31 protein-coding genes are annotated in these 26,605 nt (G+C 73.4%); 25 read left to right on the top strand and 6 right to left on the bottom strand.

Annotation, left to right across the window (positions count from 1 at the left end):
- Positions 1-62 precede the first annotated feature (62 nt).
- On the top strand, positions 63-1,262 hold the full coding sequence (locus tag AGRA3207_RS13220; protein ID WP_231334917.1) for an acetyl-CoA C-acetyltransferase: 1,200 nt from the start codon (positions 63-65) through the stop codon (positions 1,260-1,262).
- A gap of 61 nt (positions 1,263-1,323) precedes the next feature.
- Here AGRA3207_RS13220 and AGRA3207_RS13215 read toward each other — a convergent pair whose 3' ends face one another.
- Positions 1,324-2,004 carry a DUF4230 domain-containing protein gene (locus AGRA3207_RS13215; RefSeq protein WP_231334916.1) on the bottom strand — a complete coding sequence of 227 codons (681 nt, stop codon included), beginning with the start codon at positions 2,002-2,004 and terminating at the stop codon, positions 1,324-1,326.
- A 167-nt stretch (positions 2,005-2,171) separates the two neighbouring features.
- Here AGRA3207_RS13215 and AGRA3207_RS13210 point away from each other — a divergent pair, with 167 nt between their 5' ends.
- Complete coding sequence (locus tag AGRA3207_RS13210) at positions 2,172-2,483, top strand: DUF3817 domain-containing protein (RefSeq protein ID WP_231334915.1); 312 nt, start codon at positions 2,172-2,174, stop codon at positions 2,481-2,483.
- 1,320 nt (positions 2,484-3,803) lie between these two features.
- Here AGRA3207_RS13210 and AGRA3207_RS13205 read toward each other — a convergent pair.
- The gene (locus tag AGRA3207_RS13205) at positions 3,804-4,700 is read right to left on the bottom strand and encodes an ATP-binding cassette domain-containing protein (protein WP_231334914.1); all 897 of its coding nucleotides are present in this window, start codon (positions 4,698-4,700) and stop codon (positions 3,804-3,806) included.
- Between the two features lie 437 nt (positions 4,701-5,137).
- Between AGRA3207_RS13205 and AGRA3207_RS13200 the strand changes: the two genes are divergently transcribed.
- The 3 genes from AGRA3207_RS13200 (at position 5,138) to AGRA3207_RS13190 (ending at position 8,306) form a co-directional block, all read left to right on the top strand.
- Positions 5,138-6,073 (top strand): tetratricopeptide repeat protein, encoded by a 936-nt coding sequence (locus AGRA3207_RS13200; RefSeq protein WP_231334913.1) that lies wholly within the window; start codon positions 5,138-5,140, stop codon positions 6,071-6,073.
- Between the two features lie 75 nt (positions 6,074-6,148).
- Positions 6,149-6,802: a cytidylate kinase-like family protein gene (locus AGRA3207_RS13195; RefSeq protein ID WP_231334912.1), complete on the top strand. Its 654-nt coding sequence runs from the start codon at positions 6,149-6,151 to the stop codon at positions 6,800-6,802.
- Between the two features lie 100 nt (positions 6,803-6,902).
- Positions 6,903-8,306 (top strand): NAD-dependent malic enzyme, encoded by a 1,404-nt coding sequence (locus tag AGRA3207_RS13190; protein ID WP_231334911.1) that lies wholly within the window; start codon positions 6,903-6,905, stop codon positions 8,304-8,306.
- A gap of 69 nt (positions 8,307-8,375) precedes the next feature.
- Here AGRA3207_RS13190 and AGRA3207_RS13185 read toward each other — a convergent pair whose 3' ends face one another.
- Positions 8,376-8,774 (bottom strand): hypothetical protein, encoded by a 399-nt coding sequence (locus AGRA3207_RS13185; RefSeq protein ID WP_231334910.1) that lies wholly within the window; start codon positions 8,772-8,774, stop codon positions 8,376-8,378.
- Between AGRA3207_RS13185 and AGRA3207_RS13180 the strand changes: the two genes are divergently transcribed.
- The 5 genes from AGRA3207_RS13180 (at position 8,761) to AGRA3207_RS13160 (ending at position 13,096) form a co-directional block, all read left to right on the top strand.
- On the top strand, positions 8,761-9,066 hold the full coding sequence (locus AGRA3207_RS13180) for a hypothetical protein (protein WP_231334909.1): 306 nt from the start codon (positions 8,761-8,763) through the stop codon (positions 9,064-9,066). The genes AGRA3207_RS13185 and AGRA3207_RS13180 overlap by 14 nt on opposite strands.
- A gap of 140 nt (positions 9,067-9,206) precedes the next feature.
- Positions 9,207-9,782 (top strand): YqgE/AlgH family protein, encoded by a 576-nt coding sequence (locus tag AGRA3207_RS13175; protein ID WP_231334908.1) that lies wholly within the window; start codon positions 9,207-9,209, stop codon positions 9,780-9,782.
- A gap of 10 nt (positions 9,783-9,792) precedes the next feature.
- Positions 9,793-10,053 carry a DUF3039 domain-containing protein gene (locus tag AGRA3207_RS13170; RefSeq protein WP_231334907.1) on the top strand — a complete coding sequence of 87 codons (261 nt, stop codon included), beginning with the start codon at positions 9,793-9,795 and terminating at the stop codon, positions 10,051-10,053.
- Positions 10,054-10,289: 236 nt separating this feature from the next.
- A complete protein-coding gene (locus AGRA3207_RS13165; RefSeq protein WP_231334906.1) occupies positions 10,290-11,309 on the top strand; it encodes a zinc metalloprotease in 1,020 nt (339 codons plus the stop codon).
- Between the two features lie 26 nt (positions 11,310-11,335).
- The gene (locus tag AGRA3207_RS13160) at positions 11,336-13,096 is read left to right on the top strand and encodes a DEAD/DEAH box helicase (protein ID WP_231336280.1); all 1,761 of its coding nucleotides are present in this window, start codon (positions 11,336-11,338) and stop codon (positions 13,094-13,096) included.
- A 37-nt stretch (positions 13,097-13,133) separates the two neighbouring features.
- Here the strand turns inward: AGRA3207_RS13160 and AGRA3207_RS13155 are convergent, their stop codons facing one another.
- The 3 genes from AGRA3207_RS13155 to AGRA3207_RS13145 form a co-directional block, all read right to left on the bottom strand.
- On the bottom strand, positions 13,134-13,694 hold the full coding sequence (locus tag AGRA3207_RS13155) for a gluconokinase (RefSeq protein ID WP_231334905.1): 561 nt from the start codon (positions 13,692-13,694) through the stop codon (positions 13,134-13,136).
- A 2-nt stretch (positions 13,695-13,696) separates the two neighbouring features.
- Entirely contained in the window at positions 13,697-14,278 is a 582-nt protein-coding gene (locus AGRA3207_RS13150) for an isochorismatase family protein (protein ID WP_231334904.1), read from the bottom strand.
- 114 nt (positions 14,279-14,392) lie between these two features.
- Positions 14,393-15,745 carry a nicotinate phosphoribosyltransferase gene (locus AGRA3207_RS13145; RefSeq protein ID WP_231334903.1) on the bottom strand — a complete coding sequence of 451 codons (1,353 nt, stop codon included), beginning with the start codon at positions 15,743-15,745 and terminating at the stop codon, positions 14,393-14,395.
- Between the two features lie 106 nt (positions 15,746-15,851).
- On the opposite strand from AGRA3207_RS13145, the gene clpS reads away from it, so the two are divergent.
- From clpS to AGRA3207_RS13070, 15 genes are all read left to right on the top strand, one after another.
- A complete protein-coding gene (gene clpS, locus AGRA3207_RS13140; RefSeq protein ID WP_231334902.1) occupies positions 15,852-16,148 on the top strand; it encodes an ATP-dependent Clp protease adapter ClpS in 297 nt (98 codons plus the stop codon).
- A 7-nt stretch (positions 16,149-16,155) separates the two neighbouring features.
- Positions 16,156-16,695 carry a DUF2017 domain-containing protein gene (locus tag AGRA3207_RS13135; protein WP_231334901.1) on the top strand — a complete coding sequence of 180 codons (540 nt, stop codon included), beginning with the start codon at positions 16,156-16,158 and terminating at the stop codon, positions 16,693-16,695.
- 198 nt (positions 16,696-16,893) lie between these two features.
- Complete coding sequence (locus AGRA3207_RS13130) at positions 16,894-17,808, top strand: MEDS domain-containing protein (protein WP_231334900.1); 915 nt, start codon at positions 16,894-16,896, stop codon at positions 17,806-17,808.
- A gap of 153 nt (positions 17,809-17,961) precedes the next feature.
- Positions 17,962-18,807: an MEDS domain-containing protein gene (locus tag AGRA3207_RS13125; RefSeq protein ID WP_231334899.1), complete on the top strand. Its 846-nt coding sequence runs from the start codon at positions 17,962-17,964 to the stop codon at positions 18,805-18,807.
- Positions 18,804-19,820: an anti-sigma factor RsbA family regulatory protein gene (locus AGRA3207_RS13120; RefSeq protein ID WP_231334898.1), complete on the top strand. Its 1,017-nt coding sequence runs from the start codon at positions 18,804-18,806 to the stop codon at positions 19,818-19,820. The genes AGRA3207_RS13125 and AGRA3207_RS13120 overlap by 4 nt, the downstream gene beginning before the upstream one ends.
- 119 nt (positions 19,821-19,939) lie before the next feature.
- A complete protein-coding gene (locus AGRA3207_RS13115) occupies positions 19,940-20,356 on the top strand; it encodes a M67 family metallopeptidase (RefSeq protein WP_231334897.1) in 417 nt (138 codons plus the stop codon).
- A 20-nt stretch (positions 20,357-20,376) separates the two neighbouring features.
- Positions 20,377-20,520, top strand: coding sequence for a hypothetical protein (locus tag AGRA3207_RS13110; RefSeq protein WP_231334896.1), 144 nt, complete (start codon positions 20,377-20,379; stop codon positions 20,518-20,520).
- A 91-nt stretch (positions 20,521-20,611) separates the two neighbouring features.
- Positions 20,612-20,884: a MoaD/ThiS family protein gene (locus tag AGRA3207_RS13105; protein ID WP_231334895.1), complete on the top strand. Its 273-nt coding sequence runs from the start codon at positions 20,612-20,614 to the stop codon at positions 20,882-20,884.
- A 22-nt stretch (positions 20,885-20,906) separates the two neighbouring features.
- Positions 20,907-21,854 carry a PLP-dependent cysteine synthase family protein gene (locus AGRA3207_RS13100; RefSeq protein WP_231334894.1) on the top strand — a complete coding sequence of 316 codons (948 nt, stop codon included), beginning with the start codon at positions 20,907-20,909 and terminating at the stop codon, positions 21,852-21,854.
- 150 nt (positions 21,855-22,004) lie between these two features.
- Entirely contained in the window at positions 22,005-22,793 is a 789-nt protein-coding gene (locus AGRA3207_RS13095; RefSeq protein WP_231334893.1) for a thioesterase family protein, read from the top strand.
- Positions 22,794-22,985: 192 nt separating this feature from the next.
- Positions 22,986-23,813 carry a glutamate racemase gene (gene murI, locus AGRA3207_RS13090; protein WP_231334892.1) on the top strand — a complete coding sequence of 276 codons (828 nt, stop codon included), beginning with the start codon at positions 22,986-22,988 and terminating at the stop codon, positions 23,811-23,813.
- A 28-nt stretch (positions 23,814-23,841) separates the two neighbouring features.
- Positions 23,842-24,591: an MBL fold metallo-hydrolase gene (locus tag AGRA3207_RS13085; protein ID WP_231334891.1), complete on the top strand. Its 750-nt coding sequence runs from the start codon at positions 23,842-23,844 to the stop codon at positions 24,589-24,591.
- 20 nt (positions 24,592-24,611) lie between these two features.
- Positions 24,612-25,331 carry a ribonuclease PH gene (gene rph, locus AGRA3207_RS13080; protein ID WP_231334890.1) on the top strand — a complete coding sequence of 240 codons (720 nt, stop codon included), beginning with the start codon at positions 24,612-24,614 and terminating at the stop codon, positions 25,329-25,331.
- Entirely contained in the window at positions 25,328-25,948 is a 621-nt protein-coding gene (gene rdgB / locus AGRA3207_RS13075) for an RdgB/HAM1 family non-canonical purine NTP pyrophosphatase (RefSeq protein WP_231334889.1), read from the top strand. The genes rph and rdgB overlap by 4 nt, the downstream gene beginning before the upstream one ends.
- Before the next feature lie 94 nt (positions 25,949-26,042).
- Positions 26,043-26,546 (top strand): hypothetical protein, encoded by a 504-nt coding sequence (locus AGRA3207_RS13070; protein WP_231334888.1) that lies wholly within the window; start codon positions 26,043-26,045, stop codon positions 26,544-26,546.
- Positions 26,547-26,605: the final 59 nt, after the last annotated feature.

The following is a 26,605-nucleotide window of genomic DNA, read 5'->3' as shown; positions in this document are numbered from 1 at the left end:
CGTGCGGTCGTGCTGGGTATGGTGGCAAACGTCGCCGCAGCGCCACCCCGGGAGGCCCTCGAATGACCACCACGTCCGTGATCGTCGCCGGAGCCCGCACCCCCGTCGGCCGTCTGCTCGGCTCGCTGAAGGACTTCTCCGCCGCCGACCTCGGCGCGCACGCGATCAAAGCGGCGCTGGAGCGGGCGGGCGTGTCGGGCGACCAGGTGCAGTACGTGATCCTCGGGCAGGTGCTCCAGGCGGGCGCCGGGCAGATCCCGTCCCGGCAGGCGGCGGTCAAGGCCGGCATCCCCATGAGCGTCCCGTCGGTCACGGTCAACAAGGTGTGCCTGTCCGGGCTGAACGCGATCGCCCTGGCCGACCAGCTGATCAGGGCGGGCGAGTTCGAGATCGTCGTGGCGGGCGGCATGGAGTCGATGACACAGGCGCCGCACCTGCTGCCCAAGTCGCGCGGCGGCTACAAGTACGGCTCGGTGGAGGTCCTCGACCACATGGCGCTGGACGCGCTCACCGACGCGTTCGACGGCGTCTCCATGGGCGAGTCGACCGAGCACCACAACGCCAGGCTCGGCATCTCCCGCGAGGAGCAGGACGAGTTCGCCGCGCGGTCCCAGCAGCGCGCGGCCGCGGCCATCAAGAACGGCGTGTTCGACGAGGAGATCGCGCCGGTCGAGATCCCGCAGCGCCGCGGCGAGCCGGTCGTGTTCGCGACGGACGAGGGCGTGCGCGGCGACACCACCGCCGAGTCGCTCGCCCGGCTCCGCCCCGCCTTCGGCAAGGAGGGGACGATCACCGCGGGCTCGTCGTCGCAGATCTCCGACGGCGCCGCCGCGGTCGTGGTGATGTCCAAGGTGAAGGCGCAGGAGCTCGGGCTGCCCTGGCTCGCCGAGATCGGGGCGCACGGCAACGTCGCAGGACCGGACAACTCGCTCCAGTCCCAGCCGTCCAACGCGATCGCGCACGCCCTCGGCAAGGAGGGCCTCGGCGTGGACGACCTGGACCTCATCGAGATCAACGAGGCGTTCGCGGCGGTCGGCGTCCAGTCGGTGCGCGACCTCGGCGCCGATCCCGAGAAGGTCAACGTCAACGGCGGCGCCATCGCCCTCGGCCACCCGGTCGGCATGTCGGGTGCCCGGATCGTCCTGCACCTGGCCTACGAGCTGCGGCGCCGGGGCGGCGGCGTCGGCGCGGCCGGCCTGTGCGGCGGCGGCGGCCAGGGCGACGCGCTGGTGATCCGCGTGCCCGCACCGTCCGGCGCCTGAGCGGCGGACGGACGGGCCCGCACGCCCCCTCACCCCGGCGTCCCCTACCCCGTGCCCCCGCTCACTGGGCCGCGGACTGGCGGACGGTCACCGTCGTGAACCCCAGCGCCTTGAGCATGTTCTCCAGCATGAGCCTGGTGTTGGCGTCGGCCCGGCGGCGCAGGTCGCTCTCGGTCGCGGCGGCTTGGATCTTCTGGCCCGCCAGGACGTAGAGCTGCTGCTGGTCGTTGGGGTTGCCGCTGAAGAAGTCGCCGAAGCGGTTGAACAGGCCCCGTTCGGTGGAGAAGACGTAGCTGCCCTTCTGGTCGAGGTTCGTCGGCTCCAGCTGCGCGCCGGGGAGGGTGATCGTCGCGGATGTCCGCTTCGGGTCGACCTTGATGGCGCCGGAGTCCAGCCGGGAGAAGTCCACGTAGGCGTCCACGGAGCCCTTGCCCACGAAGAGCGTCCGCTTGCCGCGCACGGCGTCCGGCAGGAACTTGGCGTCCTTCTCCAGGTCCACGATGACCTGGAAGTTGCCGGTGGCCGCCTCGTAGCGGTGCAGGTCGCGGATCGACTGGAGCAGCGCGGGGCCGCTGCGGTCCTTGGTCTCCTCACCGAACGGGTTCATCCAGTGGGGGAGCTTGCCGAGGGCGAGCTGGGCCACGAGCACCAGCGCGACGGTCGCCGCGATCAGCAGCAACGGCGCGCGGAGCCCGCGCCAGGGCAGGGGGCGGCGCCGCGGGGGCGCCGTCCTCTCGGGCACGGGTTTGTGAGGGGCGTCCTTACTCGAATCCGAGCGAGCCATGTACGGGACATTCCCGGACGGGCGCCGTCCTACCTCATCCCGTCGTCCTCATCCCGCCGTCCTGCTGTGAGCAGGGCCATAGGACGCAACTGAAACCTCATGCGTCCCACGCGCGTTGAGGGGGCGTGGACATCGTTCGTGCGTTCCGGGTCGTCTCCATCGGCGAGGCGGTCTCGTTCCTGGTGCTGCTGCTGATCGCCATGCCGCTGAAGTACATGGCGGACGCACCGGTGGCGGTGCAGATCATGGGTCCCCTCCACGGAGTGCTGTTCATCGCCTACACCGGGATGGTCTTCCTCGTCCGGGAGCAGCTCCGCTGGGACATCAAGCGCACCGTGCTCGCCCTGGCCGCCGGAGTCCTGCCCGTCGCGCCGTTCTTCGTAGAGCACTTCTGGGCCAAGCCCGCCCCCGCGGGCGAGGCCACCGCGCGCGCCTGATTCCTCCGGCGTTCGTGGACCCCTCTGGCTGCAGGCCGCGCGCGCTTGGGGAGAAGGACCGGAAGCGTCCTCCACGTGTTGCGGAAGTCCTGCGGCCCGAGCGCGCAGGCCCGGTAGTACGCGAAATGCTTCCGCAGCCAGTCGCGGCGCCGCTTCTCGCCCCAGGACGCGAACTGGCGCGCCACACGCGCGTCGGTGATGGCGGGGACCTCCTCGCCGACGAGCCACGCGTCCACGAGAGCCCTGTAGCCGTCCGAGCCGGGACGGCGGGGTGCGGCGCACGCTCCGGCGTCCATCAGGCCGTCACGGATCTCCCTGACGGCGCGTAGCTCGTACCCACGCGCGAGGGTCTCGTCCAGGTGGACGGTGGCGACGCCGTCCGCGACCGTCGCGGGCGCCCACGACGGTCGCTGCACCACGCGGCTGAACGCGCCGGGCGTCCCGGCCAGCCTTGCGGCGAGCGGCGTCGCGGCGGCCATCAGTGCCGGCAGCGCGCTCCGCAGCGCCGGATGGACGCACACGGTGAGCGGCCACTCGCGGCACACCGGCCGCGCGGACGCGGGCGCCACCGCCCCGTCCGCGGACTCGTGCAGGCGCAGCGTCGCGGCGGCGACCGCGCCCAATGACAGGGCGAGCGGCAGGACGAGGACGAGCCGCCGCGTGACCCACAGGACGTAACCCAGGATCAGCGCGCCCGTCGCCCCGGCCGTCCAGACGGCCTGTTCGACCAGGACCGCCGGCCGCAGTGTCGTGAACAGGTGGAGCTGGTGGAACGCGGCCGGGGGGAGCAGGCTCAGCCATGACACCCCTGGGACGCGCAGGGCCGCCCACAGGAAGGTGACCACGAGGACCACGGCCGTCGTGGTCCGGTGCGGGACGGCCCGTCCGGACAGGTAGCCCGCCACGATGTGCAGGACGAGCGTTCCGGCTCCCACGAGCATTCCCAGCGGGTGCGGGTGGCCCGCGTCCTGCTGGAGCAGCGTCACGACGACCACCACCGTCGTCACCGCGACGTAAGAGGCCAGTGCCGCCGCCGACAGCAGGAACAGGTCGAACAGCACCCCGGTCGCGGGGGAGCGGGTGGTGAGGTCGCGCAGGTAGTCCAGGGGACGCTCCCGGACGGCCGTCCACGCCGCCAGCCCGGCGGCCGCGGGCCCGAGGAGCCGGACCGCGTTCAGCAGCGTGACGACGGAGTTGTCCCAGTACGCGACGGAGGCGACCAGCGAGGGCACCGCCGCCGCGACCCCCACGCCGGTGAGCGCCGGCACCGCGGCGAGCAGGGCCGCGCGGCGGGCGTCCAGCCGGAGGATCCGCCCCAGCTCAGACACCGGCGCCGCTCCGCGCGGGCTCCCGCACCCCCCGCAGCCGCGCCATCTGCGGGAACACCAGCCGCGCCGGGCGGCGCCGCCCTCGCGAGGGGCCTTCCCCGGGTCCGCCCTCCGGTTCGGGTCCGCTGTCAGGTCGGGACGTGCCCACGAGCCCGGGCGCGACCGCGGGCCCCTGCACGGCGGCGGGGGACCAGGGCGCGGAGGCGTCGGCACGGTGGGCGGGCAAGCGGCGTCCGGCCGGAAGGCGGCCCCGGCCGACGGCGGCCGGGCGGGCGGGGAGCTCGGCCAGCTTGCCGCGGGTGAGGGTGAGGAGGCGGTCGCACCAGCCGGTCAGCGTCGCGGCGGCGTCCGCGGTGACGACGACCGTGGGCGCGAGGGAGCGGAGCAGCGGAGCCAGCTCCGCCATGGCCGTGATGGACGCGCCCGGGTCGCCCCCGCCCCCGGGCCAGGGCCCGGCGGCGGCCTGGAGCCACCCGGACGGGTCGTCCAGCAGGGCGATGGCAGGACGGTGGACGCAGGCGGCCGCGATCCCGGCGCGGAGCCGGACGTCGGGCGGCAGCAGGCAGAGCTCCGTGCCGGCGGCATCGGCGAGGTCCAGCCGCCGCACCATGTCGCGCGCCGCGGACGCGCCGGCGCGCTTGTAGTAGGCCGCGTAGGCGACGAACTCGCCCGCGGTCATGTTCTCCGCGCGGGACAGCCCGCCCGGCAGGTAGCCGATGAGGGCACGGGCGGCCCGCAGATCGGCGTTGTTCGTGATGTCGTGCCCGAGAATGTGCAGCGCGCCGGCATTCGGCCGGCGCAAGGTCGCGAACGTGGCCAGCAGAGTGGATTTACCGACACCAGGTGGACCGGCCAGGCCGACCACGCCTTCGGCCACGCCGAAGGTCACCGGGCGCAGGAGCCACCGCCCCCTGCGGCGGACACCCATTCCTCGGGCCACGATCGCGGAATGCTCCGCGATCACTTCTTTCCCCCCGTTGCTCGTCGTGCGGTCGCGGCCACCGGCGGGCTTCCCCCTGCCACACGGTGCCGGATGGCCCGGCCCCGGGCTCGTTTTGCCGTGCCGCGATGCATCGACGACGTGACTATAACCGGGCTTGGTGATCGCTGTCATCAATCTTTTCGCCTTTACGGTGGCCCACCTGGATTCTTTGCCATCGGCGCCCGGCGTGGGAATTCGAAAAAGCCGGACAATTAATGCAGATATGAAGGGAGTGGGACGACTCGGGCGCCATGCGGGGCGGCGCGCTCCGCTCGCAGCGGACGGACGTACAGGCGGGGGCGGTCATGGGGCAGGATGGACCCATGCCTTCTCGGGACTTTTCGTTGCACGGGGCCATTGACCTGGGGGCCCGCCAAGCCGCCACCAGGAAGCAGCAGGAGCGCCAGGCCCAGGGCGGTGCGCCGTCCGGCGCCGCCGGCGCGCAGTACGTCATGGACGTCACCGACGAGACGTTCAACACCGAGGTCGTCGAAAGGTCGCAGACCGTTCCCGTCCTCGTGGATTTCTGGGCCGAGTGGTGCGGGCCGTGCAAGCAGCTCGGCCCCATCCTGGAGAAGCTCGCCGCCGAGGCGGCCGGCAAGTGGGTCCTGGCCAAGGTCGACATCGACGCCAACCCGCAGCTCGGCGCGTACATGCAGCAGATGGGCGTGCGGGGCATCCCGTTCGTCGCCGTCGTCGTGGGCGGGCAGCTGCTGCCGTTCCTGAACGGCGCCGCGCCCGAGCCGCAGGTGCGCGAGGCCATCGACCAGCTCTTCGACGCGCTGCGCAAGGAGGGGATCCTCCCCGAGGGCGCCGAGGCGGAGCAGCAGCCCGCCCCCGTCGGCGAGGAACCCCGCCAGCAGGGTGCCGACCCCGTGTACGGGGCGGCCGAAGAGGCCCTGCAAAGCGGCGACCTGGAGGGCGCGAAGGAGGCGTTCCAGCGGATCCTCTCCTCGAACCCGCGCGACGGGCACGCCAAGCAGGGGCTCGGGCTGGCCGAACTGAGCCTGCGAGTGCGGTCACTGGACGCCGAGCGCGCGCTCCGCGAGGCCGCCGAGAAGCCGGGCGACGTCCAGGCGCAGATCAACGCGTCGGACGTCGAGATGGTGTCGGGACGGATCGACGAGGCGTTCGCGCGCCTGCTGGCCTCCGTCCGGGGCAGCGCGGGCGACGACCGCGACGCCGCGCGCAAGCACCTGCTGGCGCTGTTCGACCTCCTGCCCCCGGAGGACCCGCGGATCGCCAAGGCCCGGCGTTCCCTCCAGGCCGCCCTGTTCTGAGCGGCCGAGGGGCGTCCACCGCCGGATCCGTGCGGTCCGGCGTTGTCCCGGGACAGGAACGGGCATGAAATGAACGTGAACGTTCGAGTTGTCACCATCTCGGCCACTTTCGGGGCGGGCGGCGGCACCGTGGGGCCCGCCGTCGCCGAGCGGCTGGGGCTGCCGTTCGTCGACCGCGCCATCCCCGAGACCGTCGCCGGGGAGATCGGCTGCACGCTGGAGGAGGCGCTGGCCCACGACGGCCGGGCCGAGCGCGGCATCGGCCGCATCCTGGCCGGGGCCGCGCGGCTGCCGAACGTCGCGCTGGGCGGGATGGAGGTCTACTTGCCCGACCGGGCGGTCGTGCCGCCGGAGGAGTTCGTCGCGCGTACCGAGCAGCTCATCACCCGGACCGCCGACGGCGAGGGGGGCGTGCTGCTCGGACGGGCGGCCGCGGTGGTGCTGGCCGACCGCGCGGACGTGCTCCACGTCCGGCTGGACGGTCCCCGGGAGCGGCGGCTGGCCCTCGCCGCGGCCGAGACGCCGGGGCCGGGTGACAGGAGCGGGACACCGGGACGCGATGTGGAGCGTATGCTCGATGACAACGACCGCGCCCGCACGGCCTACGTGAAGCACTTCTACGGGGCCGACCCCGCCGATCCGCGGCTCTATCACCTCGTGATCGACACGACGAGGCTGCCCGCACCCGCCGCCGCCGACCTCGTCGTCACCGCGGCGAGGGCGTGCTGAGCCGCCGGGGAGGCCGGGCCGCGGCCCCCGGACGCGCGTCCCGCCATGGGACGATACGGCCGGGACAGGGACGTACCCGGTAGCAGAGGGAGCAAGTGTCGTGGCGAGCGTGCCCAGCGTGTCGTATTCCATCACCGTCCGGCTGGAGGTCCCGGCCGGCGGCAAGGCCGTCAGCCAGATCACCCATGTGGTCGAGAGCGCGGGCGGGATCGTCACGGCCCTCGACGTCAACACCGCGGGCCACGAGACGCTGCGCATCGACGTGACGATCGCCACACGTGACACCCAGCACGCCGAGGACATCGCGGGCGCGCTGGAGAAGATGTCCGCCATCAAGATCCACAAGGTCAGCGACCGCACCTTCCTCATGCACCTCGGCGGCAAGATCGAGATGCAGTCCAAGGTGCCGCTGCGGACCCGCGACGAGCTGTCGATGGCCTACACGCCCGGCGTCGCCCGCGTCTCGCTCGCCATCGCCCGCAACCCCGAGGACGTCCGGCGCCTGACGATCAAGCGCAATAGCGTCGCGGTGGTGACCGACGGGTCGGCGGTGCTCGGCCTCGGCAACATCGGCCCGGAGGCCGCCCTGCCGGTCATGGAGGGCAAGGCCGCGCTGTTCAAGCGGTTCGCCGGGATCGACGCGTGGCCGATCTGCCTGGACACCCAGGACACCGACGAGATCGTCCGGACCGTCCAGATCCTCGCGCCCGCCTTCGGCGGCATCAACCTGGAGGACATCTCCGCCCCGCGCTGCTTCGAGGTGGAGGCGCGGCTGCGCGAGCTGCTCGACATCCCCGTCTTCCACGACGACCAGCACGGCACCGCCATCTGCGTGCTCGCCGCGCTGACGAACGCGCTGCGCGTCGTCGGCAAGGACATCGGCGCGGTGCGGATCGCGATGGCGGGCGCGGGCGCGGCGGGCACCGCGATCCTGAAGCTGCTGATGCACGCGGGCGCCCGGAACGTCGTCGTCTGCGACTACCGCGGCGCCGTCCACAAGGGCCGCGACGACCTGGACGACTCGCTCCGCTGGATCGCCGGCCACACCAACGAGGGCGGCTACGCGGGCGACCTGCGCGGCGCGGTGAAGGACGCCGACGTGTTCATCGGCGTCTCCGCTCCCGGCATCCTGACCGGCGACGACATCGCGACGATGACCGACGACGCGATCGTGTTCGCGCTCGCCAACCCCGAGCCCGAGGTCTCCCCGGACGAGGCGCGCGAGCACGCCGCCGTGGTCGCCACCGGCCGCAGCGACTACCCCAACCAGATCAACAACGTGCTGGCGTTCCCGGGCGTCTTCCGCGGGCTGCTGGACGCGCAGGCCGACGGCGTCACCCAGGACATGCTCGCGGCGGCGGCCAAAGCCCTCGCCGAGGTCGTCACCGCGGACGAGCTGGGCCCGAACTACATCGTCCCGAGCGTCTTCCACCCCGACGTGAGCAACCGCGTCGCGGGCGCCGTCCGCGAGGCCGCGGGCGGCCGCCCGCGCACCGAGGCGTAGCGACCCCGGGGCGGGCGGGCCTCCCGCTCAGCCGGTCCTTCTTCTTCGGCCGGGCGCTCTCGCGGTCTTCTAGTCGGTCTTCTTGGCGAAGACGCGCTCGCGGCGGCGGGGCCAGATGCCGCCGTACCAGAAGATGATCATTCCGGTGAGCAGGATGGCGCCGCCGGTCGCGGCACGGGCCCACAGGACGTCGTTGTCGGGTCCGGTGTGGGGGAGCTTGCGCGGCGGCGAGGCGGGCGGCGCGGCGCCGCCGCCCGACTTCTTGCAGTCGGCCCGGAGCGTCCGCGTCTCGACCTGCTTGTTCGCCCAGTTGACCGTGACGCGGGTGCGGCGGTCCTCCCGGAGGGTGACGGTGACCGTCCTGGACGAATGCGCGGCGATCTGACCCGGGACGGAGGCGGTGTCGTCGTTCTTCTCGATCCCGTAGTCCTCGCGCTGGCCCCCGGTGTTGCGGATGGTGACCTTCACCTCACGTCCGGGACAGCTCACCGATCCGATGTCGGCCGAGAGGGGACGCGTCGACGCGGGCGGCTTGGGCGAGCGGGACGGCTTGCCCTTCGTCGGCGTCGGCGAGGCGCCGGAGGGCGCCGGGCTCGGGGACGTGGGGGTCGGGGTCGCGGACGTGGACGCCCTGGACTCCGACGACGTGGCCTTCATCAGCGCGGGAACGGCGATCAGTGCCGCGATGACGAAGAACACGGCGGCGATGACGACCCTGGGCAACTGCATCGCGTTCCTCCCCGGCCCGCTTCGCGGCTGACCAAGCGGGTGGCCGATTATCCTAGATCATTCTTAACCTAGGTCCTTCTCGTGCCGATATCCCCATCGATAGGAATGCGTAACAGGCTAACGAGTGGGGGGACGTGCCGCCGGGGGTCCGCGCAACGCATCATGGAGCCCATGGAAGACGGCATCCGGGTGGGGGTTCTGCTGGTCGCGACCCCCCAGCTCGAAGATCCCAACTTCAGGCGCAGCGTCGTCCTGGTGGTCGAGCACGACAGGGAGGGCGGCACGCTGGGCGTTGTCCTCAACCGGCCGACCGAGGTCCCGGTCGACCAGGTGCTGCCTCCCTGGGCCGAGCTGGTGACGGGTCCGTCGGTGGTGTTCCAGGGCGGGCCGGTGGCGCTGGACAACGCGCTCGCGCTCGCCCGCCTGCCCGGCGAGGACGAGCCGCTCGGCTGGCGCGCGCTCGACGGCGGCGTGGAGGTGTCCAGGGTCGGGCTCGTGGACCTGGACGCGCCGCCCGCGCTGCTGGCGCCCGGGCTGCTGCAGCTGCGGGTGTTCGCGGGGTACGCCGGATGGTCGTCCGGTCAGCTCCGCTCCGAGATCGAGGAGGGCGCCTGGTACCTGGTGCCCGCCGAGGCCGGCGACGTCTTCGCCGGCGACCCGGACCGGCTGTGGCAGACGGTGCTGCGCCGGCAGGGCGGCGACCTCGCGTTCGTCTCCACTTTTCCCGAGGACCCGACGCTGAACTAAGGTGTATCCCGTGAGTACGAAGATCCTGCCCGACAGTGACACCCAGAGTGATGTCAGGCCCGACCTCTCGCACGGTGACGGTGACCACGAGCGGTTCGCGCACTACGTGAAGAAGGCCAAGATCACCGAGAGCGCGGTGTCCGGCACGCCGGTGATCGCGCTGTGCGGCAAGGTCTGGGTGCCCAACCGGGATCCGAAGAAGTACCCCGTCTGCCCGGAGTGCAAGGAGATCTACGAATCCATGCAGCCGGGCAAGCAGGGCGACGACTGACGGACGGCCGGCGGCCGGCGCCGCGTCCCGAGCGGGCGCAGCGCCTCTGACATGCGCTGACGTGCGCTGACGTGCTCGACGTGCTCTGACATGCCTGGATGATCCCGTGGCCGCCGGTGGCGGCGGGCCGCGGGATCTTCGCGTTTCCGCGAAGGACCTACGGGGGGAAGATGCGGCGTTCTGCCGTGGTTTCGCTATGCGCACTGCCGGTTACGCTGTGTGCGTCGTCGAGTTCGATGAGTGAGGGGCCCGCGCGGAGCGCCGCCGCGGCGCAGCGCGGGTCCTGCGCGCCGCCCGCCGCCCGCCTGGCCCCGGGGGCGGCCGTCCGGGACGGGGAGGACCTCGACCCGCGCGAGGTGGACGCGCTGCTCGCCGATCTGCGCCGCACGCTCCAGGGCCGGTTCGGCACCGCCGACGAGACGCGGATCGAGTCGGGCCTGCGTTCCAGGGGCCGCCTGATCGTCCCCGTGCGCTTCCATGTGGTCGCCAGCGGACGGACGGGCAGGCTCTCCGCCGCGGCCGTCCGGCGGCAGATGGCGACGCTGAACGCCGCGTACGCGGGCCGCAGGGGCGGTGCCGACACGGGGGTCGGGTTCCGTCTCGCCGGATACGACGTCACCGACCACCGCGAGTGGTTCCGGCACCCGCGCCGGTACGAGGGGCCGATGAAGCGGCACCTGCGCAAGGGCGGCCGCAGGACGCTCAACGTCTACACCGCGGCGGTGGGCACGGACGTCCTGGGCTTCTCCACGTTCCCCCAGTGGTACGAGGGCAAGCCGTCCATGGACGGTGTGGTCATCGACTACCGGAGCCTGCCGGGCGGATCCAACAAGCGTTTCGACCGCGGTTACACGGCCGTCCATGAGATCGGTCACTGGCTGGGGCTGCTGCATACGTTCGAGAACGGGTGCGTGCCGCCGGGGGACGGCGTGTCCGACACTCCGTACGAAGCCTGGCCCGTTTCGGGTTGCCCGCAGGAGAGGGACACCTGTCCGCAGTGGGGCGCCGACCCGGTGCACAACTTCATGAATTACGCCTATGACGCCTGCATGTGGGGATTCACCGCAGGCCAGGGGCGTCGGATGCGGGCCTCCTGGGCCGCCTACCGGGACGTCGGCCGCCGGTCCTCGCGCGGCCCGGACGCGGCGCGGACGCGGGCCGGCGCCGCGCCGACGCGGGCCGGCGCGGCGCGGATCGTGACACCGGAACTGCCACCGAGGCGCGATCTGTCGGCGGGGCTCGGTAGCCTTCAATGACCGTGAGCACCTTCGCCGCATCGAGCATGCCCCCCGCATTCCCCGAGCGGGCCGCCTGGGGGACCGCGTCGTCCCTGCGTGCCTGGCAGCAGCAGGCGCTTGAGGCGTACTTCGGGGGCGCGGGGGACCAGGCCCCCGGGTCCCCGCGCTCCGGGCCGCGCGACTTCCTGACCGTCGCGACGCCCGGCGCCGGCAAGACGACCTTCGCGCTGCGCCTCGCGCGCGAGCTGATGGAGCGCCGCGTCATCGGCGCGATCACCATCGTCTGCCCCACCGAGCACCTCAAGCGCCAGTGGGCCGAGTCGGCGGCCCGCGTCGGCATCAAGATCAACCCCGAGTACCAGAACGGCGACGGCCCGGTCGGCAAGGACTTCGACGGCGTCGCCGTCACCTACGCGACCGTGGCGGCGCGCCCGGCGCTGCACCGCAACCGCACCGAGTCCCGCAAGTCGCTGGTCATCTTCGACGAGGTCCACCACGCCGGTGACGGCCTGTCCTGGGGCGACGCCGTGCGGGAGGCGTTCGAGCCCGCGACGCGCCGCCTCGCGCTGTCCGGCACGCCGTTCCGCACCGACATCAACCCGATCCCGTTCGTCCAGTACGAGGAGGGCCCTGACGGCGTCAGGCGCAGCCAGGCCGACTACACCTACGGCTACGGGCCCGCCTTGGCCGACGGCGTCGTCCGCCCGGTCATCTTCCTGGCGTACGCGGGCGAGATGCGGTGGCGCACCCGCGCCGGCGACGAGATCACCGCGACGCTCGGCGAGCCCCTCAGCCAGGACCAGACCTCCCAGGCGTGGCGGGCCGCGCTCGACCCCAAGGGCGACTGGATGAAGCAGGTGCTGGCGGCCGCCGACCGCCGGCTGACCGAGCTGCGGCGCGCCATCCCGGACGCGGGCGGCCTGGTCATCGCCACCGACCACGAGGCGGCCCGCGCCTACGCCAAGATGCTGCGCGCCGTCACCGGGCAGGGCGCGACCATCGTGCTGTCGGACGACCCGTCCGCGTCCAAGAAGATCAAGGCGTTCGCCGAGACCGAGGACCGCTGGATGGTCGCGGTCCGGATGGTGTCGGAGGGCGTCGACATCCCGCGCCTCTCGGTCGGCGTGTACGCCACGTCCACCAGCACGCCGCTGTTCTTCGCGCAGGCCGTCGGGCGCTTCGTCCGGGCCCGCAGGCGCGGGGAGACCGCGTCGGTGTTCCTGCCGTCGGTGCCGACGCTGATGGGGCACGCCGCCGAGATGGAGACCGAGCGCGACCACGTCCTCGACCGGCCCGTCCGTGAGGACGGCCTGGACGACGAGCTGATCGCCGAGGCCAACCGGCGGCAGGACACGCCCGACGTCGGCGAGGAGCTGCCGTTCGAGACGGTCGAGGCGTCCGCCACGTTCGACCGCGTCCTGTACGACGGCGGCGAGTTCGGCATGCAGGCCGAGCCCGGCTCCGCCGAGGAGGAGGAGTTCCTCGGGATCCCCGGGCTGCTGGAGCCCGAGCAGGTGACGGCGCTGCTGCGCAAGCGGCAGGCCGAGCAGATCGCCGGGGAGCGCAGGCGCAAGACCGGTGACCCGCGCGCCGACCGGACCGCCGCCGAGGATCTCGCGGCCCTCCGCCGCGAGCTGAACGGCCTGGTCAACGCGTGGAACCACCGGACCGGGCAGCCACAGGGCGTCATCCACAAGCAGCTGCGCGACGTCTGCGGCGGCCCCGCCGTCCCGCAGGCCGGTGGCGAGGACATCCGCAAGCGCATCGCCAAGATCCGCGAGTGGGCCGCCAAGCGGCGTTCCTGACCCGGGCCGAGATCCGGGATCCTCCGCCCGGCCCGCGTCAGCGGCAGGCGGGCGTGAGGTCCAGGGCCTCGCGGATGTGGGCGACCGTCTCGCCGGGGGAGCCCGTGATGTGGGCGGTGAGGACGTTCTCGTCCGGGGACGGGAGCTCCAGGTCGGCGAACTGGGAGTCCAGCAGCCCGGCGCTGAAAAAGTGCCCGTTGCGCTTCCTCATGCGCGCGGCGATGGTGTCGCGGTCGCCGTCCAGGAGCACGACGGCCACCTCGGGACGCCCCCGGGTGAGCAGCTCACGGTAGGAGCGCTTGAGCGCCGAGCAGCTGACGACGCCGGGCTCGCCCTTGGCGAGGCGCTCGTCGATCCAGGCGGCGATCAGGCGCAGCCACGGGAGGCGGTCGGCGTCGTCGAGGGGGCGCCCGGCGCTCATCTTGGCGATGTTGGCGGGCGGGTGGAACGCGTCGCCCTCGGCGTAGTCCCAGCCGAGGCTCTCGGCGAGCAGGATCCCGACGGTGGACTTGCCGCTGCCCGACACGCCCGCGACCAGGATCACGCGGGGCCCGTCCGGCGCACGGCCCGGAGGGGTGGGCGGCTCGGTCGGCGGCATGGTCAGGAGCCCACCACGGGCTCGCCGGACAGGGCGACGCCCTCGTCCTTCAACTCCGCGAGCGCGCGGTCGGCGCTGGCCTTCCCGACGGCGGCGGTGAGGTCGAGCAGGACGGTCGTGCGCAGGCCCGCGCGGGCGGCGTCCACGGCCGTGGCCCGGACGCAGTGGTCGGTGGCGATCCCGACGATGTCGACGGTGTCCACCCCGCGCGCGCCCAGCCAGTCGGCGAGCGGCACGTCGTCGTCGGTGGCGCCTTCGAAGCCGCTGTAGGCGGCGGCCTCGCGGCCCTTGCTGAAGACCGTCTCGATGGGGGCGAGGGCCAGGTTCGGGTGGAAGTCGGCGCCCGGCGTGCCGATCACGCAGTGCGGCGGCCACGAGTCGGCGAAGTCGGGGGTGTCGGAGAAGTGGGCACCGGGGTCCAGGTGGAAGTCGCGGGTCGCCACGATGTGCGCGTACTCGTCCCGGCGCGCGGCCACGTACCCGGAGATCGCCGTGGCCACGCCCGCGCCGCCCGCGACGGCCAGCGAGCCGCCCTCGCAGAAGTCGTTCTGCACATCCACGATGATCAGAGCCTTCTTGCCCATGGCCGCTCCCTGAACCGGTGTCTCCTCCATCGGGTTAGCGTCCCCCGACATGCAGGACGCTACCCCTCGTCGGCCCGTCGCTTCAGCCTGCCGCCCCGGGGCTCCGCGCCCGGGTCAGCGGCGCGGGCCGCCGTCGACGAACTCGGTGGGGACGGCCGGGTCGCCCTTGGAGAGCTGGAGCGCGGTCGGCGGCAGCTCCGCCAGCGCCCGCGCGTGGTGCTCCCGGGCCGTGCCGAGCGGCTCCCGGCCGACGATGTCGCCGTTCAGCACCAGCGGAACCTGGAGGACGCGGTCGCGGGGCCCGGGGGCGGGTTCCCCGGTCGTGACCGTCTCGGCGTAGGCGGTGCCGTGCCCGTCGACGCGCCGGACGGCCGCCTTGCGCCCGCCGCGGCTCGGCTTGCCCACGGAGCGCTTGGCCACGGGGCGCATCGGGGCCTCCGGGTCGGGGGCGTCCGACCGGGCGACCAGCTTGTACACGAGCGACGCCGTGGGCGCGCCGGAGCCGGTCACCAGGGACGTGCCGACGCCGTATCCGTCCACGGGGGCCGCGGCGAGCGCCGCGATGCCGAACTCGTCGAGGTCGCCGGTCACCACGATGCGCGTGTCGCGGGCGCCGAGGGAGTCGAGCTGCTCGCGCACGCGGCGGGCCATCACGCCGAGGTCGCCGCTGTCGATCCGGACGGCCCCGAGGGACGGCCCGGCCAGTTCCACCGCCGTCCGGACGGCCCGTTCGACGTCATAGGTGTCGACCAGAAGGGTCGTGTCCTCGCCCAGCGACGCGAGCTGTGCCTGGAACCCATGCCGCTCGCTGTCGTGCAGGAGGGTGAAGGAGTGCGCGGCCGTCCCCGCGGTGGGCACGCCGTAGAGCCGCCCGGCCTCCAGGTTGGACGTGGTGGCGAACCCGGCGATGTAGGCGGCGCGGGCGGACGCCACGGCGGCCCGCTCGTGCGTCCGCCGCGATCCCATCTCGATGATCGGCCGGCCGTGGGCGGCCTGGGTCATCCGGGACGCCGCCGAGGCGATGGCGCAATCGTGGTTGAGGATCGACAGCGCGACCGTCTCCAGCAGGACCGCCTCCGCGAACGTCCCCTCGACCACCAAGATCGGCGAGTCCGGGAAAAAGCACTCGCCTTCCGAATATCCCCAAACATTCCCCGAGAAGCGGTATTTTTCCAGCCATTGCGCGGTGGGCTCGTCCACGATGCGGTTCGCCGTCAGGAAGTCCAGCTCCGCCCGGTCGAACCGGAACGCCTCGATCGCGTCCAGCAGCCTCCCGGTGCCCGCGACGACGCCGTACCTGCGCCCGGCGGGCAGGCTCCGGGCGAACACCTCGAAGACGGCGCGCCGCCCGGCCGTCCCGCCGCGGAGCGCGGCCTGGAGCATGGTCAGCTCGTAACGGTCGGTGAGCAGGGCGGTGCCGTCGCCAAGGTCCACAACTGGCACCTTACGGCCCGCTGTGTGCACCATGGACGTGCAGGCCGTCACACCCCGCCGGGCCGGGGACGCATAGCATCGGGGGTCGGGCGGACCGACCCACCGGGGAAAGGAAGGGGAGACGCGGCCAATGAGCGCCATGAGCACGGCGCCGGCGCCGGTCGAGCTGGAGCGGCCGGACGCCGAGGAGGACGTGAGCGCCGATCGGCCCTGGCTGGCGATCGTGTGGAACGACCCGATCAACCTGATGTCCTACGTCACCTACGTGTTCCAGACCGTGTTCGGCTACGGCAAGCCCAAGGCCGAGAAGCTGATGCTGGACGTCCACCACAAGGGCCGCGCCGTCGTGGCCAACGGCACCCGCGAGGAGATGGAGCGCGACGTGGAGATCCTCCACTCCTACGGGCTGTGGGCCACCGTGAAACGGGACGACTGAGCGATCCATGAGCGATGTGAGGAAGACCCGCCACGGCGTGAGGGTCCGGCTGGAGGCCGAGGAGACGGCCCTGGTCCGGGCGCTGATGGAGCAGCTCCTCGCGCTGCTCGGAGACCGTCCCGGCGCCGACGACGGGCTCGCGGACGAGCTGGCCTCGCTCGGCATCGCCGAGGACGCCACCAAACCCGACGACCCCGTCCTCGCGCGGCTGTTCCCCGACGCCTACCGCGATGACGGCGAGGCCGCCGGGGAGTTCCGCCGCTACACCGAGATGGGCCTGCGCGACGGCAAGCGCGAGGCGGCCACCACGGTCCTCGGCTCGCTCAGGGAGCCCCGCGCCGACATCGTCCTCGACCAGGAGCAGGCGCAGGCGTGGCTGCGCGCGCTGAACGACGTGCGGCTGGCGCTGGGCACGCGGCTCGACATCCGCGAGGAGTGGTACGACGAGGCGTCGCGGCTCGATCCGCGCGACCCCCGCACGCCCATGTTCGCCGCGTACGACTGGCTCACGATGCTCCAGGAGAGCCTCGTCCGCGTCCTCTGGTAGCCGCGCGCCCGTCCCGCGGCGCCCGGCCGCGCCTGCCGTCTCCGGACGACGCCCGACCTGCCCGGCCGCACTCGGCCACTGCCGACATTACCGATTGTCGGGACGGATGTGCGGTCCGTGGTTAGCGTTGTCCCGAAGGGATGCCAGCGCCCGCCCAGCTCCCGCCCGGACGGGCCGTGACGTATTCGGAGGCCCGTGATGACCGACCGGCGGAAGGCCGTCCGCGAGATGGAGCTCGGCGACCATCTGTGCCTGCTCTTCGACAACGACGAGGAACGGCGGTCGATCATGGCCGCCTACGTCCGTGACGGCGTCCGCGCGGGGCACAAGATCATCTATATCTCGGACGCCGTGCGCGCGGGCGACGTCCTCGGCTGGCTGGCCGGGGACGGGCGGGACGCCGTCATGCCCGAGGAGGGCGCGCCGGTCGACCTGGCCGAGGCGATGGAGGCGGGGCACTTCGTCGTCCGGACGGCGGAGGAGACCTTCCTGGCCAGCGGGCGGTTCGAGCCGCAGGAGAGCATCGAGCTGATGGCGACCGAGATCGACCTCGCGCTCGTCCAGGGGTACTCCGGCGTGCGCGTCGCGGGCGAGGCGCGGTTCTCCCTGCGCCGCTGGCCCGGCACCGACCAGCACGGCGACTTCGAGCGGATGCTCGACCAGGTCTTCATGACCACCGACATCAAGGCGATGGCCATCTGCCAGTTCGACCGGCGCTGGTTCAACGCCGGGTACCTGGCGGAGCTGGAGTCCTGCCACATGGGCCGGGTCCGGGTCAACGACTACTACGACGACGGGACGCTGCGCATCACGCCGATCTTCAGCCCGCCCGGGGTGGAGCTGTCCGGGGTGATCGACGGGGCGACCGGCCCGGCGGCGGAGAAGGTCCTCGCGTCGATCTCCACCCGCACCGGCCTGCTCTGCCTGGACCTCGGCGGCGTCACCGGCTGCGACGACGACGGGCTGCGGCTGCTGACCCGCGCCGACCGTCCCGACCTCGGCCCGAACCGGGGGCTGCTGCTGCGCGGCGTCCCCCCGGGGCTCGGCGAGCGGCTCCGCTCGTCCGGGCTGGCCGCGGCGCAGGGCGTGGCGATCGAGGACGGGCCGGGCTGAACGGCGCCGGGCCGAACGGCACCAAGCCGGACCGCGCCGCGCCGGACCGCGCCGTGCCCGACATGACCAGGACACGCCCCTTTCGTCCTTCCGGATCCCCGTCCGTCCCTTCTTGGTAGGTTGACGGCTGACCGGCTCCCCCCAGGAGGTCGCATGGCGCACTCCAAGGCGGTCGGCGGGATGCTGCCCGGCGACCACGCGTACGTCGCCTACGACACCGACGCCGAGCGTGACGCGATCATGGCCGCGTACGTCCGGGACGGGCTGCGCGCCGGCCACGCCGTCATCCGCCTCGTGGACAGTGCCCCGGGAGGGCCCGCTGCGGCGCGTCCGCCCGCCGGGACCGGCGGTGACGACGACGGCGACGTGATCGTCCTGCCCGCGGACATCGGCCTTACGGGCACCGGCCTCGCGGACGCGATCGGCGCCGCGACGCGCGGCGGCCGCACGGGCGTGCGCCTCACCGCCGAGGCGTCGCCGTCCCCGCGAGGCTGGCCCGGCACCGAGGCGTTCGCCGCGTTCGAGGCCGCGCTCCACCGCGCCGCCACCGCGCCCGGGTCCCGGGTGATGGCGCTGTGCCTGTTCGACCGGCGCTGGTTCGGCGCCGCGCACCTGCGGATGCTGGACGGCCGCCACGGCGTCCGCGTCCGCGCCGACGACCTGTTCGACGACGGCGTCCTGACGATCACCCCGCTATTCGCGCCGCCCGGGCTGCGGCTGTCCGGGGCGATCGACGAGTCCACCCTGCCCGCCCTGGTCGCGGCGCTGCGCGACTACGACCTGCGCGCCGGGCCGGGCGACGCGCACCTGTGCCTCGATCTGGCCCGGCTCGACTTCTGCGACCTGGACGGGCTGCGGACGCTGATCGAGGCCAACCGGACCAGCGCCGTCCTCGACCGGCAGGTGATCCTGCGCGCGATCCCCGGCTGCGTGGAGCTGATGCTGCGCGCGTCCGGCTGGGAGACCGCGCCGGGCGTCGTGCGGGAGGCGGCCCTGTGAGCGCGTACCCCGCGGAGCCCCCGGCCAGGCCGGCCGGGGGCGCAGGGCCGGTCCTCGGCGAGGTCCTCGGCGACCGGGCCCGCGACGTGCTCGTCCACCGGGCGCTGCCGTACGCGACGCGCGGCGAGTTCGCGCTGACCGCCGTCCCCTACCTGCGGGCGGGATGCCGCGCGGGCGACGCCGTCGTGGTCGTCTCCGCGCCGGACACGGCGGCGCTCCTGCGCGAGCGGCTCGGCGCCGGGACGGCCGCGCGGGTCGAGTTCATCGACTCCGCCGACTGGTTCCAGGGCCCGATGCACGCGCTGGCCGCCTACCACGACCGGACGCGCGCCGACTGGTGGCCGCGCGGGCGGGTCCGGCTGCTCGCCGAGCCGGTCTGGGACGGGCTCACGCCGCTGGAGACCCGCGAGTGGAAGCGGCACGAGGCGATCCTGAACGTGGCGTTCGGCGGCACCCCGACCTCGATCATGTGCGCCTACGACGCGTCCGCGCTGCCCGGCCACGTCCTCGCGGACGCGGCCCGCACCCACCCCGAGATCGCCGGGCCGGACGGGGTGCGGCCGAGCGAGCGCTTCACCGACCCGTCCGCCTTCTACGCCGAGTGCAACGCCGTCCCGCTGCCGCCACCGCCGCCGGACGCCGCGCGGAAGGCGTTCGCCGCCGGGGAACTGCCCGGCCTGCGCGGCTTCCTGGGCGCCGAGGCGCTCAGGCTCGGGCTGCCGGACGACCGCTCGCTCCCGTTCGTCCTCGCCGTCAACGAGGTCGCCACGAACATCATCCGCCAGGGCGGCGGCCGGGGCTCGCTGTGGGTGTGGGCCGAGGAGGGCGGGCTCGTCTGCGACGTCAGCGACCCGGGGCGGGCCCTCACCGACCGGTTCCTCGGGTACGCGCCGCCGCGCGGGCAGCGCAGCGGCGAGGCGGTGATGTGGGCCGTCCGGAGGCTGTGCCACATCGTGGAGATCCGCTCCGGTGCGGACGGCACCCGCATCCGCATGCACGTCAGGTTCGGGTGAGCGCGGCCGTGCGCCGGTACCGGGCCGTTCCGGGTGGTCCGGGGCGGTGCAGGCCGTCGCCCCGCACGAGGCCGGTGCGGGGTGCGGCCGGTCCGGTGGCGCCCGGTAGCCTTCACGTCATGCTGACGATCGAGCGGGCCCTGGTTGACCGGATCGTCGCGCATGCGCGCGCGGACCATCCCGACGAGGCGTGCGGCGTGATCGCCGGCCCGATCGGGTCCGACCGTCCCGTCCGGTACATCCCGATGACCAATGCCGAGCGCTCCCCGACGTTCTACCGGTTCGACTCCCTGGAGCAGCTCAAGGTGTGGCGGGAGATGGACGACCGGGACGAGGAGCCCGTCGTGATCTACCACTCGCACACCTCCACCGAGGCGTACCCGTCCCGGACCGACATCTCCTACGCCTCCGAGCCGAACGCCCACTACGTCCTCGTCTCCACGCGCGAGGAGGGCGAGACCGAGTTCCGGTCCTACCGGATCGTGGACGGCGAGGTGACCGAGGAAGAGGTCGCGATCGTCGAGCCGTCCGCCTGACGATGGCGGGGGAGGGCCGGATGACGGCCGGTAAACTGGTCGTCATGGGGACGAGCGGGTACAGGGCGGGCGCACGGCGCCGCATCCGTTCCGCCGTCGTGTCACCCGTGCAGAGCTTCCTGTTCGGGCATTCGCGCGCGGCCGTCGTCTACGACTGTCGCTGACGCGCCGACCACACGCCCGGAATTCCCGCGCGCCCCGCCCGGTTGTGACGCTGGGGCGGGGAGCCCCGTACGACCTAAGGAGATCATCGCCATGGCGATCGAGGTCCGGATCCCGACGATCCTGCGCAACCTCACCGACGGCGCCAAAGCCGTCGAGGGCAAGGGCGCCACCCTGGACGAGCTGTTCAGCGACCTGGACGCGCGGCACACCGGCCTGCGCGCCCGGCTGGTGGACGACAAGGGACTGCGCAAGTTCGTCAACGTCTACCTCAACGACGAGGACGTCCGCTTCCTCGGCGGCCTGGAGACCGCGGTCGCCGACGGCGACAACGTCACGATCCTGCCGGCCGTGGCCGGCGGCTGACCGGCGCCGGGACGATCCGATCATGCGTTTCGACTCGCTGCTGGACTCGCTCGGCGGCACGCCCCTGGTCGGGCTGCCGCGGCTCTCGCCGTCCGCCGACGTCCGGCTCTGGGCCAAGCTGGAGGACCGCAACCCCACCGGCTCGGTGAAGGACCGGCCCGCCTTCCACATGATCGAGAAGGCGGAGAAGGACGGGCTGCTCACGCCGGGCTGCACGATCCTGGAGCCGACGTCCGGGAACACCGGCATCTCCCTGGCCATGGTCGCCAAGCTCCGCGGCTACCGCATGGTCTGCGTCATGCCCGAGAACACCTCCGCCGAGCGCCGCCAGCTCCTGGAGATGTGGGGGGCGCGGATCATCTCGTCCCCGGCCGCGGGCGGCTCCAACGAGGCCGTCCGCGTCGCGAAGGGCCTGGCGGCCGAGAACCCCGACTGGGTCATGCTCTACCAGTACGGCAACGAGGCCAACGCCCTCGCGCACTACGAGACGACCGGCCCGGAGCTCCTCGCGGACCTGCCGTCGGTGACCCACTTCGTCGCCGGGCTCGGCACGACCGGCACGCTGATGGGCGTCGGCCGCTACCTGCGCGAGCACGTCCCCGGCGTCAAGATCGTCGCCGCCGAGCCGCGGTACGGGGAGCTGGTGTACGGGCTGCGCAACATCGACGAGGGGTTCATCCCCGAGCTGTACGACGACTCCGTCCTGACCAGCCGCTTCTCCGTCGGCTCCCGGGACGCGCTGCGCCGCACCCGCGAGCTGCTGGAGCAGGAGGGCATCTTCGCGGGCATCTCCACCGGCGGCGCCCTGCACGCCGCGCTCGGCATGGCGGCCAAGGCCGTCAAGGCGGGCGAGCGCGCGGACATCGCGTTCGTCGTCGCGGACGGCGGCTGGAAGTACCTGTCCACCGGGGCGTACGGCGGCACCCTGGAGGAGGCCGAGGCGCGCCTCGAAGGCCAGCTCTGGGCGTGACACCGCCGCGGCGGCGTCCCTGAAGGCCCCCCGCACCGGCCCCCGCACCGGCCCCCTGCACCGGACGGCCCGGACGGCACGGTAGAGTCCGTTTCGAACGAGATTCTAGAACCGGGCCGGCGGGCCGCCGCCGGGAGGGGGGCGGAGCGCATGAGCGGGTTCGGCGACGCCACCGCCGTCGAGCGGACCGGCGAGGGCCGCTACAAGGTCGAGCTCGACGGGGACTACGCGTTCGCCGGGGCCGTCAACGGCGGCTATCTGATGGCGGTCCTCGACAGGGCGGCCGTCGACCTCTCCCCGCACGAGCACCCCGTCTCGACCGCGGCGACGTTCCTGCGCGTGGCCACGGCCGGGCCCGCCGAGGTGATCGTCGAGCCGCGCAAGACGGGCCGCACCACCGCCACGTCCCTGGTCACCCTCGTCCAGGACGGCCGCCGCGCCGTGGACGCGCTGGTCACCACCGGCACCCTCGACACCGGCACCGAGGCGTCCTGGACCGGCCCGCGGCCCGTCCCGTCCCTCCCGCCGCTGGAGGAGTGCGCCGACTTCGCCGCCACCACCGGTGAGCAGGGCTTCGCCGCCCAGGTCGACATGCGTTTCGACCGTTCCACGATGGGCTGGCTGGAGGGCCGTCCGAGCGGCAGCGCCGAGCTCCGCGCCTGGTTCCGGCTCCGCGACCCCCACGAGCCCGACGCGTTCGCGCTCGCCCTCGCCGTGGACGCGCTGCCCCCCGTCGCCCTCAACCTCGGCGCCAAGGGCTGGGCGCCGACCGTCGAGCTGACCTGGCACATGCGGGCCGTCCCCGCGCCCGGCTGGCTCACCCTCCACGGCGGCGGGCGGCTGCTGTCCGGCGGCTGGTTCGACGAGGAGGTCGAGGTCTGGGACTCGGCGGGGCGCCTCGTCGCGCAGAGCCGCCAGATCGCCCGCGAGGGCCGCTGAACCGTCCCACCGATCAGTGATCGGGCACCCGGCGGACGGATCACTCGTGAAGCGTTTCACCGGCGTTTCGTGCCGTCCGGCGACCGCATCGGCCGCGGCCCCTGTGAACTGCGCCTATTACCGGCCCGTTGCCGTGTGATGTACGACGCATGGCGCGCTGAGGGGCGGCGAACTCGCCTAGCCTTATGCACCATGTCAGACTCACCAGGCGGCGATTCGCCGATCGGCATCTTCGACAGCGGATTCGGCGGGCTCACCGTCGCCCGGGCGATCCTCGACCAGCTGCCGAACGAGCCGATCGTCTACCTCGGTGACTCCGCCCGGCAGCCGTACGGGCCCCGTCCCATCGCCGAGGTGCGCGCGTTCGCGCTGGAGATGCTCGACCAGCTGGTCGACGAGGGCGTGAAGATGCTGGTGATCGCCTGCAACAGCGCCAGCTCGGCGATGCTGCGCGACGCCCGGGAACGCTACGACGTCCCGGTGATCGAGGTCATCAACCCCGCCACCCGGCGCGCCGCACGCGCCACCGGGAACGGGCGGGTCGGGCTGATCGCCACCGAGGCCACGGTCAACAGCCGGGCCTACGAGGACGCGTTCGCCGCCGCGCCGCACATCGAGCTGGTCAGCGCCGCCTGCCCGCGCTTCGTCGAGTTCGTCGAGTCGGGCGTGACGATGAGCGCGGAGCTCCTGGACGTCGCCCGCGGCTACCTCCGGCCGATCGCGGACGCCGGATGCGACACCCTCATCCTCGGCTGCACGCACTACCCGCATCTCACGGGGGTCATCTCCTACGTCGTCGGAGACGGGGTGACACTGGTATCGAGTGCCGACGAGACCGCCAAGGACGTGTACCGGGTGCTGCACGACCGCGGGCTCGCGCGCGCGGAGTCGATGCCGGAGCCCCGTCACCGCTTCCGCGCGACCGGGGACCCCGAGGTGTTCGCCACGCTCGGCCGCCGGTTCCTCGGGCCGGAGATCGGCTCGGTGGAGACCACCCTGAGCAAGGCTCTGACCACCTGATTCCTCGGGACACAAGAGAGGAGTGAGCGTGCGGGTCACTGTGATCGGCTGCTCCGGCAGCTTTCCCGGGCCGGAGAGCCCCGCGTCCAGCTACCTGATCGAGGCGGACGGCTACGCCATGCTGCTCGACCTCGGCAACGGCGCGCTCGGGTCGCTCCAGCGCTTCCACCCGCTGTACGAGATCGACGCCGTCTGCATCTCGCACCTGCACGCCGACCACTGCCTCGACCTGTGCGGCTACTGGGTGGCGCGGACCTATCGGCCGAGCGGCCCGCCGCCGCGGATCCCGGTGCACGGCCCCGAGGGCACCGCCGCCCGCCTCGCGCGGGCCTACGACCTCGACCCCGACCCCGGCATGACCGGGACGTTCGACTTCGAGACGCTGCGCCGCGGCCCCTATGACATCGGCCCGTTCCGCGTCACGACCGCGCTCATGCCGCATCCGGTCGAGGCGTACGCGTTCCGCATCGAGCACGGCGGCAAGGCCCTCGCCTACTCCGGCGACACCGGCGCGTCCGAGACGCTGGTCGACCTGGCGCGCGGGGCCGACCTGTTCCTGTGCGAGGCGTCCTTCCTGGACGGCCCCGGGCTGCCGTCCCGGCTGCACCTGACCGCGCGGGAGGCCGCCGAGCACGCCGCCGCCGCCGACGTCGGACGGCTCGTCCTCACGCACCTCGTGCCGTGGAACGACCGTGACGTCTCCCTCAAGGAGGCCAAGGCGGGCGACTACCGCGGCGACATCGAACTCGCGTACGTGGGCGCCGAGTACGACCTCTGAGTGCCGTTAGGGTGGAGCGCATGGCTCGCCCCGATGATCGCGCATCCGACCAGCTTCGCCCCGTCCGCGTCCAGCGCGGCTGGCTCGACCACGCGGAGGGGTCGGCGCTGATCGAGTTCGGCGGCACCCGGGTGCTGTGCGCCGCCTCCGTCCAGGACTCGGTGCCCCGCTGGCGGCGCGAGAGCGGCCTCGGCTGGGTCACCGCCGAATACGCGATGCTCCCGCGCGCCACCAACACCCGCAACGACCGCGAGTCCATCCGCGGGCGGGTCGGCGGCCGCACCCACGAGATCTCCCGGCTCATCGGCCGCTCCATCCGCGCCTGCCTGGACTTCAAGGCGCTCGGCGAGAACACCGTCCAGCTCGACTGCGACGTGCTCCAGGCCGACGGCGGCACCCGCACCGCCGCGATCACCGGCGCCTACATCGCGCTCGCGGACGCGATCGCCTGGATGCGGGGCCGCAGGCTGCTGCGCGGCGACCCGCTGATCACTTCGGTGGCGGCGGTCAGCGTCGGCGTGGTCGGCGGCGAGGCCCGCCTCGACCTGTGCTACGAGGAGGACTCGGCCGCCGAGACCGACATGAACGTCGTGTGCACCGGCGACGGCCGCTTCGTCGAGGTGCAGGGCACCGCCGAGGGCACCCCGTTCGACCGCGCGGAACTGGACGCGCTGCTCGACCTCGCCGCGGGCGGCTGCGCCGAGCTCACCCGCCTTCAGGCCGCGGCGCTCGCCACGTGACCCGGATCGTCCTGGCGACCCGCAACGCGGGGAAGGTCGCCGAGCTGCACCGCATCCTCAACGGCATCGACGTCGCCGGACTCGACTCCTTCCCGGACGCCCCCGACGTCCCCGAGACCGAGCTCACCTTCGAGGGCAACGCGCTGCTCAAGGCCCGCGCGATCACCGCGCACACCGGCCTGCCCGCCGTCGCCGACGACTCGGGCCTGTGCGTGGACGCGCTGAACGGCATGCCGGGCGTGCTGTCGGCCCGCTGGTCGGGACGGTTCGGCGCGGAGACCGGTGACAAGGACGCCGCGAACCTGCGGCTCCTCCTCGACCAGATCGCCGACGTCCCCGACGGCTCGCGCGGCGGCCACTTCGTCTGCGCCGCCGCGCTCGTCCTGCCGAACGGCGTGGAGCACTGCGTCGAGGGGCGGATGCGCGGCACCATCCTGCGCGCCCCGCGCGGCACCGGGGGATTCGGCTACGACCCGGTCTTCCTCCCCACGGGCGAGTCCCGCACGACCGCCGAAATGCCCCCGGCCGACAAGGACGCGATCAGCCACCGCGGACGCGCCTTCCGCGCCCTCGCGGAACTGCTCCCCGACGCCTTGGCCGCCGCCGGGCTGACGTGAGCGTACGTCCGCGAGAAACTCCGCGGGCATGACAACCGGCGCGCGGGCGGCGGGGGTTATCGGGGTGTAGGGAAACTTCGCCCCGAGGAGCAACATGATCGACAAAGGTCGCGTCCGCCGAGGGCCCGCGCTCGCGCTGGCCGCGCTCGGCGGGACGGGCGTCCTGGCCGCCGGGATCTGGCTGGCCGCGGGCCAGGGCGGGTCGTCGGAGGTGAGTCCGGTCTCCGCACAGGGCGCCGCCGCGCGCTCGCCCGAACCCAGCCCCTCGCCCACCGGCCCGGCGTGCCCGTCGCCGTCCGCGCCGCCCCGCCCGACGAAGGCACCCGGCTCCACCGAGCCCACGTCCCGCCCCGCGCCCCCGCGGGCGCCGCGGCCCGCGCCGCCGGACGCCCCTCCGACCTGCGGCCCGACGCCGCGTCCCACGCCGACCCCGCCGCGTCCGACGCCCACCCCGCCGCGTCCGACCGCGACCCCGCCGCACCCGACGGCGACTCCGCCGCGTCCGACCGCGACCCCGCCTCGGCCGACGCCGACCCCGCCGCGCCCGACGCCCACGCCGCCGCCTCCGGCGCAGACGGCGGCCCCCGCCCGGGGGTAGGTGCGGTCTGTCCACGTCGAGCACCCAGGAGACCCGCGGGGCGGAGACCACGTTCGAGG

Origin of the sequence: Actinomadura graeca (assembly GCF_019175365.1) — a bacterium.
GTDB classification, from domain to species: domain Bacteria; phylum Actinomycetota; class Actinomycetes; order Streptosporangiales; family Streptosporangiaceae; genus Spirillospora; species Spirillospora graeca.
Note: the sequence above shows the minus strand (reverse complement) of the source record. Positions and strands in the feature narration are given on the sequence as shown.

Excerpts from the sequence above, each read along its gene's own strand:
- AGRA3207_RS13150 (WP_231334904.1), bottom strand. The coding sequence starts at position 14,278 with ATGGGCAAGAAGGCTCTGATCATCGTGGATGTGCAGAACGACTTCTGC.
- AGRA3207_RS13125 (WP_231334899.1), top strand. The coding sequence starts at position 17,962 with ATGGCGCACTCCAAGGCGGTCGGCGGGATGCTGCCCGGCGACCACGCG.
- AGRA3207_RS13130 (WP_231334900.1), top strand. The coding sequence starts at position 16,894 with ATGACCGACCGGCGGAAGGCCGTCCGCGAGATGGAGCTCGGCGACCAT.
- AGRA3207_RS13095 (WP_231334893.1), top strand. The coding sequence starts at position 22,005 with ATGAGCGGGTTCGGCGACGCCACCGCCGTCGAGCGGACCGGCGAGGGC.
- AGRA3207_RS13100 (WP_231334894.1), top strand. The coding sequence starts at position 20,907 with ATGCGTTTCGACTCGCTGCTGGACTCGCTCGGCGGCACGCCCCTGGTC.
- clpS (WP_231334902.1), top strand. The coding sequence starts at position 15,852 with ATGAGCACGGCGCCGGCGCCGGTCGAGCTGGAGCGGCCGGACGCCGAG.
- rph (WP_231334890.1), top strand. The coding sequence starts at position 24,612 with ATGGCTCGCCCCGATGATCGCGCATCCGACCAGCTTCGCCCCGTCCGC.
- AGRA3207_RS13155 (WP_231334905.1), bottom strand. The coding sequence starts at position 13,694 with ATGCCGCCGACCGAGCCGCCCACCCCTCCGGGCCGTGCGCCGGACGGG.
- AGRA3207_RS13160 (WP_231336280.1), top strand. The coding sequence starts at position 11,336 with ATGCCCCCCGCATTCCCCGAGCGGGCCGCCTGGGGGACCGCGTCGTCC.
- murI (WP_231334892.1), top strand. The coding sequence starts at position 22,986 with ATGTCAGACTCACCAGGCGGCGATTCGCCGATCGGCATCTTCGACAGC.
- AGRA3207_RS13105 (WP_231334895.1), top strand. The coding sequence starts at position 20,612 with ATGGCGATCGAGGTCCGGATCCCGACGATCCTGCGCAACCTCACCGAC.
- AGRA3207_RS13180 (WP_231334909.1), top strand. The coding sequence starts at position 8,761 with ATGGTGACCTTCACCTCACGTCCGGGACAGCTCACCGATCCGATGTCG.
- AGRA3207_RS13165 (WP_231334906.1), top strand. The coding sequence starts at position 10,290 with ATGAGTGAGGGGCCCGCGCGGAGCGCCGCCGCGGCGCAGCGCGGGTCC.
- AGRA3207_RS13115 (WP_231334897.1), top strand. The coding sequence starts at position 19,940 with ATGCTGACGATCGAGCGGGCCCTGGTTGACCGGATCGTCGCGCATGCG.
- AGRA3207_RS13110 (WP_231334896.1), top strand. The coding sequence starts at position 20,377 with ATGACGGCCGGTAAACTGGTCGTCATGGGGACGAGCGGGTACAGGGCG.
- AGRA3207_RS13145 (WP_231334903.1), bottom strand. The coding sequence starts at position 15,745 with ATGGTGCACACAGCGGGCCGTAAGGTGCCAGTTGTGGACCTTGGCGAC.
- AGRA3207_RS13220 (WP_231334917.1), top strand. The coding sequence starts at position 63 with ATGACCACCACGTCCGTGATCGTCGCCGGAGCCCGCACCCCCGTCGGC.
- AGRA3207_RS13135 (WP_231334901.1), top strand. The coding sequence starts at position 16,156 with ATGAGCGATGTGAGGAAGACCCGCCACGGCGTGAGGGTCCGGCTGGAG.
- AGRA3207_RS13175 (WP_231334908.1), top strand. The coding sequence starts at position 9,207 with ATGGAAGACGGCATCCGGGTGGGGGTTCTGCTGGTCGCGACCCCCCAG.
- AGRA3207_RS13070 (WP_231334888.1), top strand. The coding sequence starts at position 26,043 with ATGATCGACAAAGGTCGCGTCCGCCGAGGGCCCGCGCTCGCGCTGGCC.